At 65.0% G+C, this 15480-nt stretch carries 13 protein-coding genes and 2 pseudogenes; 10 read left to right on the top strand and 5 right to left on the bottom strand.

Translation table 11 applies throughout. The annotated features are described in order from the left end of the window. Positions 1 to 125 precede the first annotated feature (125 nt). The 3 genes from serC to AC3WR3_RS01960 all read right to left on the bottom strand — a co-directional run bounded on the left by serC (position 126) and on the right by AC3WR3_RS01960 (position 3225). On the bottom strand, positions 126 to 1214 hold the full coding sequence (serC, locus tag AC3WR3_RS01970; RefSeq protein ID WP_492291008.1) for a 3-phosphoserine/phosphohydroxythreonine transaminase: 1089 nt from the start codon (positions 1212 to 1214) through the stop codon (positions 126 to 128). Positions 1215 to 1439: 225 nt separating this feature from the next. Further along, positions 1440 to 2369 carry an electron transfer flavoprotein subunit alpha/FixB family protein gene (locus tag AC3WR3_RS01965; RefSeq protein ID WP_492291007.1) on the bottom strand — a complete coding sequence of 310 codons (930 nt, stop codon included), beginning with the start codon at positions 2367 to 2369 and terminating at the stop codon, positions 1440 to 1442. Positions 2370 to 2472: 103 nt separating this feature from the next. Then, positions 2473 to 3225: an electron transfer flavoprotein subunit beta/FixA family protein gene (locus AC3WR3_RS01960; protein ID WP_492291006.1), complete on the bottom strand. Its 753-nt coding sequence runs from the start codon at positions 3223 to 3225 to the stop codon at positions 2473 to 2475. Positions 3226 to 3351: 126 nt separating this feature from the next. Between AC3WR3_RS01960 and AC3WR3_RS01955 the strand changes: the two genes are divergently transcribed. From AC3WR3_RS01955 to AC3WR3_RS01935, 5 genes and pseudogenes are all read left to right on the top strand, one after another. Further along, positions 3352 to 5007, top strand: coding sequence for an electron transfer flavoprotein-ubiquinone oxidoreductase (locus AC3WR3_RS01955; protein WP_492291005.1), 1656 nt, complete (start codon positions 3352 to 3354; stop codon positions 5005 to 5007). 15 nt (positions 5008 to 5022) lie between these two features. Continuing rightward, positions 5023 to 5103: pseudogene (locus AC3WR3_RS01950) on the top strand (hypothetical protein); the annotation flags it as partial. A gap of 24 nt (positions 5104 to 5127) precedes the next feature. Continuing rightward, positions 5128 to 5208, top strand: a pseudogene (locus AC3WR3_RS01945) (4Fe-4S dicluster domain-containing protein); the annotation flags it as partial. 407 nt (positions 5209 to 5615) lie between these two features. Beyond that, complete coding sequence (gene corA, locus AC3WR3_RS01940; RefSeq protein WP_005332981.1) at positions 5616 to 6563, top strand: magnesium/cobalt transporter CorA; 948 nt, start codon at positions 5616 to 5618, stop codon at positions 6561 to 6563. A 132-nt stretch (positions 6564 to 6695) separates the two neighbouring features. Beyond that, entirely contained in the window at positions 6696 to 7157 is a 462-nt protein-coding gene (locus tag AC3WR3_RS01935; RefSeq protein ID WP_139435305.1) for a DUF2919 domain-containing protein, read from the top strand. 18 nt (positions 7158 to 7175) lie between these two features. Here AC3WR3_RS01935 and AC3WR3_RS01930 read toward each other — a convergent pair whose 3' ends face one another. After that, on the bottom strand, positions 7176 to 7922 hold the full coding sequence (locus tag AC3WR3_RS01930) for a hypothetical protein (RefSeq protein ID WP_492291004.1): 747 nt from the start codon (positions 7920 to 7922) through the stop codon (positions 7176 to 7178). Positions 7923 to 8210: 288 nt separating this feature from the next. Between AC3WR3_RS01930 and AC3WR3_RS01925 the strand changes: the two genes are divergently transcribed. The 5 genes from AC3WR3_RS01925 to AC3WR3_RS01905 all read left to right on the top strand — a co-directional run bounded on the left by AC3WR3_RS01925 (position 8211) and on the right by AC3WR3_RS01905 (position 14502). Continuing rightward, the gene (locus AC3WR3_RS01925) at positions 8211 to 9446 is read left to right on the top strand and encodes an MFS transporter (protein ID WP_492291003.1); all 1236 of its coding nucleotides are present in this window, start codon (positions 8211 to 8213) and stop codon (positions 9444 to 9446) included. A gap of 58 nt (positions 9447 to 9504) precedes the next feature. After that, positions 9505 to 11478, top strand: coding sequence for a siderophore amonabactin TonB-dependent receptor (locus tag AC3WR3_RS01920; RefSeq protein WP_043132294.1), 1974 nt, complete (start codon positions 9505 to 9507; stop codon positions 11476 to 11478). A gap of 75 nt (positions 11479 to 11553) precedes the next feature. Continuing rightward, positions 11554 to 12570: an amonabactin ABC transporter permease subunit 2 gene (locus AC3WR3_RS01915; RefSeq protein WP_492291002.1), complete on the top strand. Its 1017-nt coding sequence runs from the start codon at positions 11554 to 11556 to the stop codon at positions 12568 to 12570. 11 nt (positions 12571 to 12581) lie between these two features. Then, entirely contained in the window at positions 12582 to 13664 is a 1083-nt protein-coding gene (locus tag AC3WR3_RS01910) for an amonabactin ABC transporter permease subunit 1 (RefSeq protein ID WP_492291001.1), read from the top strand. Positions 13665 to 13707: 43 nt separating this feature from the next. Next, a complete protein-coding gene (locus AC3WR3_RS01905) occupies positions 13708 to 14502 on the top strand; it encodes an amonabactin ABC transporter ATP-binding protein (RefSeq protein WP_492291000.1) in 795 nt (264 codons plus the stop codon). Between the two features lie 58 nt (positions 14503 to 14560). Here AC3WR3_RS01905 and AC3WR3_RS01900 read toward each other — a convergent pair whose 3' ends face one another. Then, positions 14561 to 15286 carry a 4'-phosphopantetheinyl transferase family protein gene (locus tag AC3WR3_RS01900; protein ID WP_492290999.1) on the bottom strand — a complete coding sequence of 242 codons (726 nt, stop codon included), beginning with the start codon at positions 15284 to 15286 and terminating at the stop codon, positions 14561 to 14563. Positions 15287 to 15480: the final 194 nt, after the last annotated feature.

Genomic DNA, 15480 nt, shown 5'->3' with positions numbered 1-15480 from the left:
AGCCCGCGCCCCGCGCGGCAAGACCGTCTGTGGCACAAAACCGGGGCAACCGGGCTGGCGGTCAGGATCTTCTGGAAAAACAGACGCCGGGGAGTCCCCGGCGCCTCGCTATCGGGGAACAGGCCTCAGCCGTGGCGCTTGGCAAAGCCATCCATGAAGCTCACCAGGGCCTTGACCCCTTCCAGCGGCATGGCGTTGTAGAGGCTGGCGCGCATGCCGCCGACGATGCGGTGCCCCTTGAGCGCCAGCAGACCGGCCGCTTCCGACTCCGCCAGGAACTGCTTGTCCAGGGCCTCGTTTTTCAGCTGGAAGGGCACGTTCATGCGGGAGCGGCAGGCCGCGTCCACCTTGTTGCCGTAGAAGCTGGAGTCGTCGAGGTAGCCGTAGAGGAAATCGGCCTTCGCCTTGTTGCGCGCCTCCATCGCCTCCAGCCCGCCCTGCTCCTTGAGCCACTCGAACACCAGACCGGCCAGATACCAGGCGTAGGTGGGGGGGGTGTTGAACATGGAGTCGTTCTTGGCGGTGAGCTGGTAATCAAAAATCGAGGGCACGTCGGTTCTCGCCTGGTTCAGCAGGTCGTCCCGCACTATGGCGATGGCCAGCCCAGAGGGGCCTATGTTCTTCTGGGCACCGGCGTAGAGGATGCCGAAGCGGCTCACGTCGATGGGACGGGAGAGGATGGTGGAGGAGAGATCCGCCACCAGGGGGACATCGCCGGTGGCCGGGATGTCGAACATCTCGATGCCATCTATGGTTTCGTTCGGGCAGTAGTGCACATAGGCCGCGTCGGCGCGAAACGCCGGGGTCGGCAACAGGTGGCTTATCCCCTGCTCGTTCTTCGCCACCCCCTGGAAGGTCTGGATCTCCCCGTATTTCTGGGCCTCATCCACGGCGCTCTGGGCCCAGACGCCGCTCAGCAGGTAATCCGCCTTCTTGTTGGCGCCGCCCAGCAGGTTCATGGGCACGGCAGAGAACTGGCCGCGACCGCCGCCGTGCATGAACAACACCTTGTAGTTGTCCGGCACCGCCAGCAGATCCCGCAGATCCGCTTCGGCCTTCTCGGCGACCGCCATATAGGGCTTGCCGCGATGGGACAGCTCCATGACCGAGGCTCCCAGCCCCTGGAAATTACAAAATTCGCGCTGGGCGCGCTCCATGACTTCAACCGGCAACATGGCGGGGCCGGCGCAGAAGTTGTAAATCTGTTTGCTCATGACGCTTTCCGTGAATGGATGAGTGTGATCGATGACTTGAATGTTTTTACACGACAGGCCCCCGTGGGGGCAAAGGCTTTTTGGGATCCAGCGCAACCTTTTGCCTCACCTGGCCGACGCCGACACCATGGAAAAAGCCCTGAACGGGCCAGGGCTTGCAGAGAACATGCATGGAAACGGGGGCGAGACAGCACAGACGGCTTTCTGCGCCCCCTTTTGGCACATTTACAGCTTGGCGGTGAGCTCAGGCAGCAGGGTGAAGAGATCCCCCACCAGGCCGTAGTCCGCCACCTGGAAGATGGGGGCCTCGGCGTCCTTGTTGATGGCGACGATCACCTTGGACTCCTTCATCCCCGCCAGATGCTGGATGGCCCCGGAGATGCCGATGGCGATGTAGAGCTCGGGCGCCACCACCTTGCCGGTCTGTCCCACCTGCAGATCGTTGGCCACGAAGCCTGCGTCCACCGCCGCCCGCGAGGCCCCCACAGCCCCGCCGAGCTTGTCGGCCAGGGCTTCTATCAGGGCAAACTGCGCCTTGGAGCCGAGCGCCCGCCCGCCTGAGACCACCACCCGCGCCGCGCCGAGCTCGGGCCGTGCGGAGCGCACCGCAAGCCGCTCGATGAGCCGGGTCCGGCACGCCAGCTCGGGGACGGGAAGGTGCTCTACCCTGGCCCCAGCCCCCCCGCTCTCGACGCCTGGGAAGGCCGATGCCCGTATGCCGAGCACCTTGACGGGCGCCGTGCTCGTCACCCGGGCAATGGCGTTGCCCGCATAGAGGGGGCGCAGGAAGGTATCCGGCCCCTCTATGCCCGTCACCTCGGAGATCATCTCCACCCCCAGCCTGGCCGCCACCCTCGGCAGCAGATCCTTGCCGTGACTGCTCGCCGCCATCAGGCAGTGCTGATAGTCCCGCACCACGGGGGCCAGCAGTCGGTCGAGCCCGTCATTGAGCCCTTCCGCCAGCATGGGGTGCTCGGCCAGCAGCACCCGGTTGACCCCCTGCAAGGAGGCCGCCTGCTCCCCCGCCTCCGCCAGCCCCTGACCCAGCAGCAGCAGGTGGACCTCGGCGCCGAGCAGGCTAGCCGCCGTGACCAGACGGGCGGCGCTGTCCGCCAGCTGGCCCTGATGATGTTCGGCAATGATGAGTACGCTCATGGCAGCACCTTGATGTCGTCCGTTGATCTTCCTGTCCCTTCGCCAACGCGCCCGCTGGCAGCAAGCAGCCGGCCCGCGGGATAGGCCTTGACCCTCAATGCGCTCATGGGATCACCTTGGCTTCGTTCTTGAGCTTGTCCAGCAGCTCGTCCACCGAGCCCACCCTGACACCGGCGCGTCGGGGGGCTGGCGCCATCACCCCGAGCAACCGGGTCTGACCTGCGGGCTCGACCCCCAGGGCCGCAAAGGGGGCGCTCTCAATCGGTTTGCGCTTGGCCTTCATGATGTTGGGCAGCGAGGCGAAGCGGGGTTCGTTGAGGCGCAGATCCACGGTCACCACGGCAGGCAGCCCCATGCCGAGGGTCTCGAGACCGCCGTCTATCTCGCGGGTCACCTGCAGCTCCCCCTCCACCAGACTGACGGCGGAGGCGAAGGTGGCGAGCGGCCAGTCGCACAGGGCCGAGAGCATCTGGCCCACCTGGTTGTTGTCAGAGTCGATGGACTGCTTGCCGAGCAGCACCAGATCTGGCTGCTCCTGCTCGCACACCTGTTGCAGGGCCCGGGCCACGGTGAGTGGAGTGAGCGTCTCATCGGTCACATAATGGCGGGCCCGATCCGCCCCCAGCGCCAGGGCATGGCGCAGCTGTTCGGCCGCCGCCTCCGGGCCAAAGGTCACCACCACCAGCTCGGTGGCCACCCCGGCTTCGCGCAGCCTCACCCCCTCCTCCACCGCGATCTCACAAAACGGGTTGATGCCCATCTTCACATTGGCGAGCTCCACATCGGAGCCATCGCTCTTGACCCGGATCCTGACGTTGAAATCAACGACCCGTTTGACAGCGACCAGCAGCTTCATGGCGGTCATCCCTCGTATCGGTTGAGTGAATCCATTTTGCACTCTCACACTTTTATGCTGACAAAATGGTTTACGTTTACGTAAACTACCAGCACTACCCTAGGCCAAGTCGAGCGCAGAGGCAAGATGGAACGCGAAGCAATGGAATTTGATGTCGTCATCGTCGGTGGCGGCCCGGCTGGCCTCAGCGCCGCCATCGCATTGAAGCAGCAGGCCCCGGATCTCTCGGTCTGCCTGCTGGAGAAGGGGGCGGAAGTGGGCGCCCATCTGCTCTCCGGCGCCCTGCTCGATCCCGTCGCCCTCAAGGAGCTGCTGCCGGCGCGCTGGCAAGAGGCCCCCCTCGGCGTACCGGTCACGGATGACCAGGTCCATCTGCTGCAAAGCGCGTCCAGCGCCCTGCAACTGCCCCGCTGGGCGGTGCCGCCGCGCATGCACAACGACGGCTGCCACATCATCAGCCTCGGCAACCTCTGCCGCTGGCTCGCCCGGGAGGCCGAGGCGCTCGGGGTCGAGATCTACCCCGGCTTCGCGGCGAGCGAGCTCATAGTGGAAGAGAACAGGATAAGAGGAGTGCTGACGGGGGATCTGGGTCTCGACAAAGAGGGCAATCCCAAGGCGGATCACGTGCCCGGCATGGCACTCTATGGCCGCTACACCCTGTTCGCCGAAGGGGCCCGCGGCCACCTCGGCAAGCAGCTTGGCGCCCTGTTCACGCTGGAAAAAACCGCCCAGCCCCGGCACCAACCGCAGCACTATGCCATCGGCTTCAAGGAGCTGTGGCAGGTGCCCGCCGGTCAGTCCCATCCCGGCCGCGTGCTGCACGGCAGCGGCTGGCCGCTCGGGGAGCAGCGGGGCAGCAAGAGTCAGGGGGGCTTCTATCTCTATCATCTGGCAGATAACCAGGTGGCGGTCGGCCTTATCGTCGATCTCAACTACCAGAATCCCTGGCTCAGTCCGTTCGACGAGTTCCAGCGCCTCAAGCACCACCCTCTTATCGCCCAGACCCTGCAGGGGGGGGAGCGCATCAGCTACGGCGCCCGGGCCATCACCAAGGGGGGCTGGCACTCCCTGCCCCGCATGCACTTTCCCGGCGGCCTGCTCATCGGCTGCGATGCGGGCACCCTGGATTTCTCCCGCATCAAGGGCATTCACACCGCCATGAAGTCCGGCATGCTGGCGGCAGCCACGGTCGCCATGAGCCTGCGCGGCGGCGATGAGGGCGGGCGGGATCTCGCCGAGTATAGCGATGCGCTGCAACAGAGCTGGCTGGCCAGGGAGTTGATCGCGGCCCGCAACTTTGGCGCCGCCCTGCACCGTTTCGGCCCCTGGCTAGGCGGCGCCTTCAACTGGCTGGAGCAGCGGCTGTTCCCCCGCGCCTCTCCTTTTACCCTGCTGGACAAGGAGCCGGACTATCGCCAACTGCGTCTGGCCAGCCGTTGCCAGCCCATCGACTACCCCAAGCCGGACGGGCGGCTCAGCTTTGACAAGCTCTCTTCGGTGTATCTGGCCAACACCAGCCACGACGAGGATCAGCCCTGCCACCTGAGGCTCCAGGACGAGCGCATCCCGGTGGCGGTCAACCTGCCCACCTGGGCCGAACCCGCCCAGCGTTACTGCCCGGCCGGGGTGTTCGAGATCCTGGATGGGGATACCCGGCCAAGGCTGCAGATCAACGCGGCCAACTGCATTCACTGCAAGACCTGTGACATCAAGGATCCCAGCCAGAACATCGTCTGGACACCGCCCCAGGGAGGATCCGGCCCGAACTATCCCAATATGTGATGGGCAAGGACCTGCAACATCAAGGATGTGCAGCCCCAGAACATCGTCTGGACCCCGCCCCAGGGAGGCTCGGGGCCGAACTATCCCAATATGTGACCGGCGCGGTTCGGGCTGAGGCCTGACATCAAGGATGCGCAGCCCCAGAACATCGTCTGGACCCCACCTCAGGGAGGATCCGGCCCGAACTATCCCAATATGTGATGGTGCAAGGACCTGCAACATCAAGGATGTGCAGCCCCAGAACATCGTCTGGACCCCGCCTCAGGGGGGATCGGGGGCGAACTCCCCCAATATCTGACCGGTGCGCTCCAGACCTGAGTCTGAAAACGCCAAAGATGCCCAGTCCCGGGGAGGCAGAGCAGCGCATTCTTTGAAGCGGTAACGGGATGTCAGTAGCTGCTCCGACCTCGCCGTTTTTTTGAGCAAACAGGCTGAAGCCCCGATGAATAGCCCCTGACAAGCGGGGCCCGCCCCTGTATAGTTCGCCGCATTCAGGTTGTCCATCGGCCTCGTTATGCTATTTCATGGGATCGCTTTCTGTGCGATCTAAGGCCGCATGAACCTGTGCAACCATCCCTGATTACCCATGACTTCTTAAGGGGGGACAGATGATCACCGCCTACATTCTCAACAACAAGGTGCTGGACATAGTCACGCTCGGGCCGGACGACATAGTCCCCGACAACACCGTCTGGCTGGATGCCTACAAGCCGGATACGGCGGAGCGAGAATGGTTGACGGGCCTGTTTCTGGAAGAGGTCCCCGACAAGGAAGAGCTGGACGACATAGAGGCGTCCGCCCGTTTCTACTGGGACACAGATGGTCTGCACATCCACTCCCTGTTCCCCCAGCGCATCGGCCGCGACACCAAGGGTGTCCACGTCTCCTTTACCCTGCGCAACAACCTGCTGATCAGCATTCGCGAGGATGACATCGGCCTGGTGCGCCTGCTGCGTCACTACATGCGTCAGGACCGGCTGGAGGTGGAGAACGCCCTCGACATCCTGCTGGAGGTGCAGAACCTCAAGGTGGAGTACCTCTCGGATCTCATCGAGGATGGCTACAAGACCCTGGAGAACACCGCCGATCAGATCTTCGAGCCGGATCAGATCAACTCCATGCTCAAGGAGCTGATGGCCCAGGAAGAGGCCAACGGCCAGATCCGTCTCTCCCTGCACGATACCCGCCGTGCCCTGCGCTTCCTCAAACGCAGCCTGCGCCAGCGTATGACCGGCGAGCAGAACAAGTGGATCGACGAGATGCTGCACGACGTGGAGTCCCTCTTGCCCCACACCCAGTTCCTGTTCGACAAGATCAACTTCCAGCTGGAGGCCTCCATGGGGGTGACCAATCTGGAGCAGAACAAGGTGATCAAGATCTTCTCGGTGGCCGCGGTGATCTTCCTGCCGCCGACGCTTATCGCCAGCATCTACGGCATGAACTTCGGCCGCATGCCGGAGCTCGCCTGGGAGTACGGCTATCAGATGTCGCTGGTGCTGATGGTGATGTCGTCGCTCGGCACCGGCCTCTTCTTCAAGCGCAAGGGCTGGCTGTAACGCCATCCGGCGTCAGACAAGCTGCACAGAGATGGGGGGGGCATGGCCCCCCGATTCATTGCCCTGCCTTGCAAAGGGCCGCTCCCCGCCCCATATCCCCTGCATCAATAGTTCAACCCCGGAACGGGCCTTATGACCCTCTACCCCGAACATCGCTACGACGATCATGGCCAGCTGCGCCCGCCACTCTGGTTCTGGCCCATCGCCCTCTTGCTGACCCGCTCGGTCTGGCTGTTTCTGATGGCCGGCGTCACCCGGGAGAGCGGCAGCGCCATCCTGACCCTCTTCTACCCGGACAAGATGAGCCTCTATCTCGGCCTGCTGACGGACGTGCCCGCCATGCTGGCGCTGCTCGCCTGTGGCGGCACCTATCAGCAGACCCAGGGCATTCGCGCCAGACTCAGGCGCCACAGCCGGGGTCTGCTGCTCTGCTCCACCGCGAGCGGTCTGGTGATGCAGCTGCACAGCCTCAATCTGCAGGCGTGGTCGTTCAGCTGGCCTACCGCCCTGGTGCTGGTCGCCAGCCTCTGGGCGCTCTGGTATCTGCTCAAGAGCCGCCAGTTGCGGGATTACACCCGGGATCAACCCCATTAATGGCCACCGTCGGCCGCCTCATTGACGGGTGACCCGGATCTGCAGGGTCTGGCGTTCGCTGCCGCTCGCCACCCCGACCCGTGACGGATTGGATAGCGCGGCTCCCTGATCCTCCTGGCTGGTGGAGAGCTCCCCCACCGTCAGCCACTGACCCGGGGCGCCGCTCACCTCGGTGGCGCTCTGGCCGGTCTTGATGTCGCCCCGCTCAAGCCTGGCCTGCTCGCTGCTGAGCGCTATCTGTACCCTGTCCCCTATCAGGGTGGCGGTGGCGTAGAGACCGTTCATCAGCGGCATCATGGCCACCACCCGGCCTCCCTGCCAGCGATAGAAGGTGACCGGCTGATAGGAGCCCATCTGCAGCAGCACGGGCCGCCCCGACAGGCCGCGCACCTGCCAGTTGTCCTGCTGGGTGCGCTGGTAATCCTCGGCGCCCCCTTCCACCAGCCAGCGCCGTTTGGCATTGTCATTGCCGACGCCGATTCCCACCTGTCGACTGCCGGACGCCCCCGCCACCCGCCACTCGATGAGCAGGCTCTGGGGCGGCTGATTGAGCTTATCCAGCACCCTCTCGGCCTCCTGCAACTGGGCGGGCGTCCCGCTCAGCACCAGCTGGTTGCCCATGGCACTGACCCCAAGCTCGGGGTAGAGCTCCTTGAGGGTCTGCACCGTCCCCTCGGCCTCAAACACCGGGATGACCTTCACCTCGGCCTGCAGGGGCAAGGCCCAGAGTCCGCAACACCCGAGCACCCAACACCAAGCTCTCATCCTCGTCTCCCTCTTGCCGTCTCTCTCTTGCCGTCCCTTTTGCCGTCTCTCATGACGTCTCTCTCATCACTCCTTGCGATCATGGGCCATGGCGCCCCGATTGCAATGGCAAGGGGCAAGCTGCCTGGCACAGGACGATATCATGAAGGTCCTTTTCCGGCTCGCTTTAGAGCCCAAACCAAAGACTCATTGAGAGACCACTCAATACAAATAAAAATGGTTATCATTTGTTGTCACAACAATATCCCTCGGATACAATTCGGACTCATTTTTTCGAGTCAGCCTCTGATGAAGCCAGAATCTGTCGTCTCCTCCCCTGCTGCCATCCATCTGGCCCTGCTGATCAACATGCTCTCCATGGGCAGCATGATGATGGTGATGCCGCTCGGGCCCGATCTGGTGACCAGCCTCGGCATGGCCCCGGAGCAGACAGGCTACTTCAGCGGCGGCGCCACCCTGGGAGCCGCCCTGATGGGACTCCTTGCCGCCCCCTGGCTCGATCGGGTCAATCGCAAACCCGCCCTGCTGGTGCTGCTCACCTTGCGTTTTCTGCTGCTGATGGCCTGTGCCCTGGTGCAAGAGAGCCAGCAACTGCTGCTGCTCTTCATCCTGTCCGGCTGCGTGGCCGGGCCCCTTGCCGCCATCCTGATGGCCGCCGTGCTGGACCTGGTGCCACCGGCCGAGCGTGGACGCCGCCTCGCCTACGTGGGCATGGCGTTTTCACTTGCCGCCATCCTGGTGGTGCCCGTCGCCCTGGTGCTGGCCCAGTGGCTCGGCTGGCAGAGCCCCTTCCTGCTGTTTGGCGCGAGCGGCCTGCTGCTGGCCCTGCTCTGCGCCCGCATGCTGCCTTCGCTGCCGGTCAGCCGCGCCCCGCAGGGCCAGGGGCTGCGCCAGTTGCTGGGCTCGCCGCTCTGTCAGGGAGCCCTGTGCATCCTCTGTCTGCAGATGTTCGGCCACTTCCTGCTGATCCCGCACTTTGCGAACTACTTCCAGTTCAACCTCGGTTTCCCGCGCCAGCAGATCGCCGCCCTCTATCTGTGCGGCGGCCTCGCCAGCATGGCCACCATGCGCCTGTGCGGCGGCTGGATAGACCAGGGCCGCGCCCAGGGCGCCATCTTGCTCACCAGCCTGCTGCTGGCCCTGGTCACCCTGCTCGGCTTCGCCCTGCCGGTCGGCCTGCCCGTCTACCTGCTGTTCACCCTCTTCATGGCCCTGAGCTCGGCCCGCGCCAGCACCACCCTCGCGGTCACCGCCGCCATTCCGGCCCCCCATCAGCGCGCCGCCTTCATGTCCTTCCAGGGCACGGTCACCAATGTGGCGGCTGGCCTCGGCAGCCTGATCTCCGCCAGATACCTGGTCTCAGACGAGGGAGGCGCATTGCACGGTTTCTCCACCCTGGCCTGGATCAACATCGGCTGCGGCCTGCTGGCCTGCACCGGCGTCTGGTTCCTCATCCGGGGACTGGAGCGGACAAGAGATAACAATAATCCTGCCTCTGGTACTGCCAGACAAGGAAGTCAGTGAGCATTTGGGCCCACCGCGCCCTACCCCATAACCTCTGTTTATTCATGGAGTTTTGACAATGCAGTTGCAGCATGGCGTATTTCGTTTGAACCCGATTTTGCTCTCCCTCGGCCTGCTGGCCGTACCGGGCCTGGCCCAGGCAGAGTCGGTCAAGGCCAACGAGACCATGGTGGTCACCGCCACCCAGACCAAGCACACCGAGCTGTCCGCCCCGGCCAGCGTCTCGGTAGTGACCCGTGCCGATCTGGACAAGATGAACGTCAACAACATCGGCGATGCCCTCAAGCACGTGCCGGGTGTCAACATCGTCTCCACCAACCCCACCGGCCGCAACGAGATCAAGATCCGCGGCATGGGGGGTGACTACACCCTGCTGCTGATCAACGGCAAGCGGGTCAACGCCCGCGAGACCCTGGGCAGCGCCTACGGCAACGACTTCGACTTAAGCTCCATCCCCATGGCCGCCATCGAGCGCATCGAGGTGATCCGTGGTCCCGTCTCTTCCCTGTACGGGGCCGATGCCCTGGGGGGCGTGGTCAACGTGATCCTGCGCCAGGCCAAGGAGAAGACAGAGGCTGCCGTCGGTTACACCCACAGCATGCCCACCGAGGGTGATGGCGGCGATGCCAACCAGGCCAGCGCCTATGTCTCCGGCGCCCTGATCGACAACAAGCTGCTGGGCAGCGTGGTGGTGGAAGGCTATCAGCGCGACAACTGGAAGAGCGATCAGTCCAACAACCCGGACGCCGATGCCCTGGAGAAGCGTGAAGTGGTCAACGTGCTGACCAGCCTGAAGTGGCTGGTAGCGGACAACCAGGACATCGACTTCGATCTGGGTTACAACCAGAACGACATGGACAGCTACTTCAACAACGTGCCCCGCGCCCCGACCGCACCGGCCACCCCCCACAACGTGCAGAACCTGGATCGCCTGAGCCTGGGGCTGACCCACAACGGCCGTTGGGAGCACTTCGACAGCCGCGCTCGTTACTACTTCGAGCAGATTGATCTGATGGATGACTCCCAGCTCAATGGCGGCGCCGCCGACATCACCCAGACCAACAACACGGTGGACGGTCAGATCAGCGGTTACCTGGGTGATCACCTGCTCACCTCAGGCGCCGAGCTGCGCAAGACCGAGCTGGAGCACAGCCGCAACATCGCCAATGGCAGCGTGGATGCGACCCAGAGCGCCGTCTACCTGCAAGACGAGTTCGGCTTCGGCGATCTGGCCCTGACCCTCTCCGGTCGTCTGGATCACCACGAGACCTATGGCACCGAGTTCAGCCCGCGCGCCTACGCCCTCTACACCCTGACCGACGAGTGGGTGATCAAGGGTGGCGCCGGCAAGGCGTTCAAGGCCCCGACCCTGGCCCAGTCCAGCGAAGGCTTCTCCACCACCGCCTGCCGCGGCGCCTGCCAGGTCATCGGCAACCCGAACCTGAAGCCGGAAACCGCCGTCAGCTACGAGCTGGGTACCGCCTACGAGGCCGCGCGCTTCGGCGCCGGGGTGACCGGCTTCCACAACGAGATCGAGGATCTGATCCAGAGCGATCAGTGGGGCCCGGGCTACCGTCCGACCGTCATGACCTACCTCAACGTCAAGGAGGCCCGTATCAAGGGTCTGGAGCTGACCGGCTGGGTCGACGTGCTGGACAACGTCAAGCTGACCGGCAACTTCACCCTGCTGGACTCCGAGGACAGGAGTACAGGGGATGATCTGGCCAAGACCCCGGATCACACCGGCAACCTCGGCCTGGACTGGCAGGCGAGCGAGCTCGTCAGCGCCAACCTGGCCTGGCAATATGTCGGCAGCCAGGTGATCAAGGTGCCGGCCCGCAACTCCCAGGCGTTCACCTCCAAGCACTACCAGACCCTGGACGTGAACACCAACTGGACCGTCACCCCGGCGCTGGACTTCAAGCTCGGCATCACCAACCTCACCAACACCAAGCGTGACGAGGTGGCCACCGACGCCGACTTCATCCTCGAAGGACGCACCGTCTACGCCGGTGTCGATTACAAGCTGTAAGCTCTCCCTGCGGGAGCCCCGAGATCGGGGCTCCCTTTTTGCGTTTCTACTGCCCCGTATCAAAGGAGTTGTTGCGTGCTCAGATACCAAGCACAGCTGTTCTGGCTCGGAGTGCTGCTCCTCTTACTGCTGATTTCTCTGTCACTGGCCACAGGCGCCGGTGTCTATGGTGGCCGCGAGGTCGCCGGTTTCCTGATGGGCGATCCCGCCTTCCTGGCCGATGAAAAACTCGCCATGATAGTCAATACCCTGCGCCTGCCCCGCACCCTGGCGGCCCTGGTGGTGGGGGTCTGTCTCGCGCTCGCCGCCTCCATGCTGCAGAGCGCCACCCGCAATCCCCTGGCCGAGCCCGGCCTGCTCGGGGTCAACGCCGGCGCCGTGTTCGCCCTGGTGATAGGCCTCACCTGGTTTGGCGTCGAATCCGCCTACGGTTACCTGCTCTGGTCCGGCATGGGGGCCCTGCTTGGCAACCTCATCGTGCTCGGCCTCGGCCTCATGGTGGGGCGCTCCAACCCCCTCAAGCTCATCCTGGTGGGGGTTGCCCTCTCCGCCACCTTCGGCGGCCTCTCCAACTTCCTGCTGCTCTCCAACCGGGTGGTGCTGGAGCAGTTCCGCTTCTGGAACCTGGGATCCCTTGCCGCCTCCAGCCTGGAGACCGTGCTGACGGTCACCCCCTTCGCGCTGGCCGCCCTGCTGCTGACCCTGGCGCTCTGCCGTCAGCTCACCCTGATGCAGATGGGGGACAACCAGGCCCAGGCCCTCGGCATCCGGCCGACCCGGGTGCGCATCGGCGTGCTGCTGGCCGCCACCCTGTTCACCGCCTGCGCCATCGCCATCGCCGGGCCCATCGGCTTCGTCGGTTTCCTGGCCGCCTACTGCGCCCGCCTGGTGGAGCCGGTGCGCCTCGCCATCCAGGTGCGCTTCTCCGCCCTGTTCGGGGTGCTGTTCCTGCTCGGTGCCGACATACTGGCGCGCTGGCTGCTGCAGCCGTTCGAGCTGCCCAACGGCGTCATTCTGGCGCTGATCGGCGCCCCCGTGCTCATCCTGGTGGTGCGCAGCGGCGGCTTCCGCTCCCTGCTGGCCGTCAAATAAGGTGCCCTCCCATGAACAACCCCATGAATGACACCCTGACGGGCTCCCTGCCCGAGACCTCACTCCCCACCGGCACCCTGCGCCTGCGCCTCGGCCGCCGCACCCTGCTGCTGGAGCGCCGCGCCTGGCTCGTCACCCTGGCGCTGGTGCTCGCCCTCACCCTGCTCTCCCTGCTGGCCCTGACCCTGGGCTCAGGCAAGATCACCATGCCGGGAGTGATCCAGACACTGCTTGGAGAGGGGAGTCGGCTCGACCAGGTGACAGTGTTCAAGATCCGGTTGCCGCGCATCGTCGCCGTGCTGGTGGCCGGCGCCGCCATGGGCCTCTCCGGCTGCCTGGTGCAGACCCTGGTCCGCAACCGCCTCGCCACCCCGGACATGATAGGGGTCAACGAGGGGGCGTCCCTTGCCATCATCATCTTCTCCCTCTACCTGACCCTCGGCAGCTGGCCCTGGTGGGCCGCCCCCTTTGGCGCCCTGTTTGCCGCCGCCGTGCTCTATGCCCTGTGCAACAAGCCGGGGGAGCAGGGCTACCTGTTCGTGGTGATCGGCATCGGCGTCTCCGAGCTGATGAACGCCATCGGCCAGTTCGCCATGTCTACCCAGTCCCTGGTGCACCTCACCAGCCTTTATCTCTGGAACATGGGCAACTTCGTCGGCCAGGGCTACGGCACGGTGCTGCCGGTGGGGATACTGATCCTGCTCATCTGCCCCTGGATCGTCTATCTCTCCCGCGCCCTCGGCGTGCTGCGTCTCGGCCCCGTCACCGCCAGAACCCTGGGGGTGAACGTGAACCGGGTGCAGCTCGGGGTGCTGGCCCAGGCCATCATAGTCGCGGCCCTTGGCACCGCCATCGGCGGCCCCGTGGTCTTCATCGCCATGGCGGCCCCCATACTCGCCTCCTGGCTCTCCCGGGATCGCATAGTGCCGCTCTGGATTGCGGCCCTGTGCGGCGCCCTGATGCTGCTCGCCAGCGACACCCTGGTGCGGGTGCTGGCCAGCCCCCATGAGGTGGCCACCGGCATCATGACCCGCATTCTCGGCGGCCTGCTGCTGCTGTTCATCCTGATCAAAGACAGACAACGGGCGGACTGACCATGCCATTCATCCATTTCCAAGACAGACCGAGGGCCGCCTGATGACGCTCACCGTGAATCGACTCCATTTCGGCTATCAGCACAAGACCATCTTCAAGGAGATCTCCCTCTCCATCCCCCAGGGCAAGCTGGTGGGCATCGTCGGCCCCAACGGGGGCGGCAAGTCCACCCTGCTCAAACTGCTGGCGGGCCAGGAGCAGCCCCAGTCCGGGGAGATACTGCTCAAGGGCAAGCCCCTGGGGAGCTATGGCATGAAGGCCCTGGCCCGGGAGCTGGCCTACCTGCCCCAGCGCCCCCTGGTGCCGCCCGGCATCCGGGTCGAGCAGCTGGTGCAGTATGGCCGCCATCCCCATCAGGGCTGGTTCACCCAGTGGAGCGAGGAGGACGCCCGCATGGTGGGCTGGGCCAGGGAGCGGATGCAGCTCGATGCCATCTGGCAGCAGAGCGCCAGCTCCCTCTCCGGCGGCCAGGCCCAGCGGGTGTGGCTCGCCATGGTGCTGGCCCAGGATGCGGATCTCATCTTGCTGGACGAGCCCACCAGCGCCCTGGACATAGGCCACCAGACCGAGGTGATGGAGGCCATCCACAGGGTCGCCGCCGAGGGCAAGACGGTGCTCATCGTCATCCATGATCTCGCCACCGCCGCCCGCTACTGCGACGAGCTGATTGCCCTGGGGGACGGCGGCATCCAGGCCATGGGCCCGGCCCGGGAGGTGGTGACCAAGTCCCTCATCGATCGGCTCTACCAGACCGACGTGGACATACTGCACGCCCCCGGCGACGGTGCCCCCGTCATAGTGCCCCGCAGGCGCGTCGACCATGCGCAATCGGCCTGAGCCGGATAGCAAGAAACCGCCTGATGGCGGTTTCTTTGTCTGGGCCTAAGCCTCACTCTCATAGCAACAATGCGGTGAGCACGCCCCCCGGCAGCGGCTGCCAGCGCAGGGTGCAGCGCCAGCCGGCCGGCAGGGTCGGCGTCAGCGGGACCTTCAGCTCGAGGGTGAGGCTCTGGGCCGTCATCCCCAGCCAGCGGGCATCGAGAAAGTCGAAGTAGCGCCCCACCCTGGGATGGAGCGCCTTGAACAGGCTCTCCTTGGCGGAAAACACCAGGGTCAGCCCTCCGGCCCTGTCCAGCCCGATCGCGCGGGCCCCGCCCTCCAGTCGCCCCCACTCATCCTCATCGACTATGCCGGGCCAGAGCTGACTCCCCTGCTCCGGCCCCAGCCAGGCCTCCAGATCCAGCCCCATCCCCCCCTGTGCGGGGCGCACCCCGCACAGCGCCACCCCCTGCCCCGCCAGCTGGCTGTGGCTGATGCTCCCCTCCACCCCTTCAGGCCAGAGGGGTTCCCGGGCGCTCCCGATGGCCACGCTGCATCCCGCAAGGCCAAAGGGACGCAGGGCCTCGCGGGCCGCGAGGCGCCCCGCCAGAAACTCCCCCAGCCGCTTGGGGGCCGCACGCTGCAGGCTGGCGGGCAGCGCCATGTCGTGGGCCGCGAAGCAGGCGGGGGTAAAGGCGGCGGCATCGAAGCAGATGCGATGCAGGGTCAAGGGGGGCGTTCCCGGCAGCAACAGGTGATCCCGTTGCAAAAGGAAGGCGGTGAGAGGGGATAAGGGGGGCATCTGGGCTCCTCGCAATGGCGCCTCATGGTATCAAAACCCCCAGGGCAGACACCACAAATACAAATGACAATGTTTCTCACTTGCACTTCTGTGGTAGCATGACCCCGCCCATTTGGACCCCGGTTTCAGGCTGACTGGCAGGCACGACCAACAGGGGCCGCCCTGCATGGGCCAAGCGTGCCGCCGATTTCACC

Source organism: Aeromonas sp. EU05-FHT14A05 (genome assembly GCF_058791175.1).
Note: the sequence above shows the minus strand (reverse complement) of the source record. Positions and strands in the feature narration are given on the sequence as shown.

Excerpts from the sequence above, each read along its gene's own strand:
- serC (WP_492291008.1), bottom strand. The coding sequence starts at position 1,214 with ATGAGCAAACAGATTTACAACTTCTGCGCCGGCCCCGCCATGTTGCCG.
- AC3WR3_RS01965 (WP_492291007.1), bottom strand. The coding sequence starts at position 2,369 with ATGAGCGTACTCATCATTGCCGAACATCATCAGGGCCAGCTGGCGGAC.
- AC3WR3_RS01960 (WP_492291006.1), bottom strand. The coding sequence starts at position 3,225 with ATGAAGCTGCTGGTCGCTGTCAAACGGGTCGTTGATTTCAACGTCAGG.
- AC3WR3_RS01955 (WP_492291005.1), top strand. The coding sequence starts at position 3,352 with ATGGAACGCGAAGCAATGGAATTTGATGTCGTCATCGTCGGTGGCGGC.
- corA (WP_005332981.1), top strand. The coding sequence starts at position 5,616 with ATGATCACCGCCTACATTCTCAACAACAAGGTGCTGGACATAGTCACG.
- AC3WR3_RS01935 (WP_139435305.1), top strand. The coding sequence starts at position 6,696 with ATGACCCTCTACCCCGAACATCGCTACGACGATCATGGCCAGCTGCGC.
- AC3WR3_RS01930 (WP_492291004.1), bottom strand. The coding sequence starts at position 7,922 with ATGAGAGCTTGGTGTTGGGTGCTCGGGTGTTGCGGACTCTGGGCCTTG.
- AC3WR3_RS01925 (WP_492291003.1), top strand. The coding sequence starts at position 8,211 with ATGAAGCCAGAATCTGTCGTCTCCTCCCCTGCTGCCATCCATCTGGCC.
- AC3WR3_RS01920 (WP_043132294.1), top strand. The coding sequence starts at position 9,505 with ATGCAGTTGCAGCATGGCGTATTTCGTTTGAACCCGATTTTGCTCTCC.
- AC3WR3_RS01910 (WP_492291001.1), top strand. The coding sequence starts at position 12,582 with ATGAACAACCCCATGAATGACACCCTGACGGGCTCCCTGCCCGAGACC.
- AC3WR3_RS01905 (WP_492291000.1), top strand. The coding sequence starts at position 13,708 with ATGACGCTCACCGTGAATCGACTCCATTTCGGCTATCAGCACAAGACC.
- AC3WR3_RS01900 (WP_492290999.1), bottom strand. The coding sequence starts at position 15,286 with ATGCCCCCCTTATCCCCTCTCACCGCCTTCCTTTTGCAACGGGATCAC.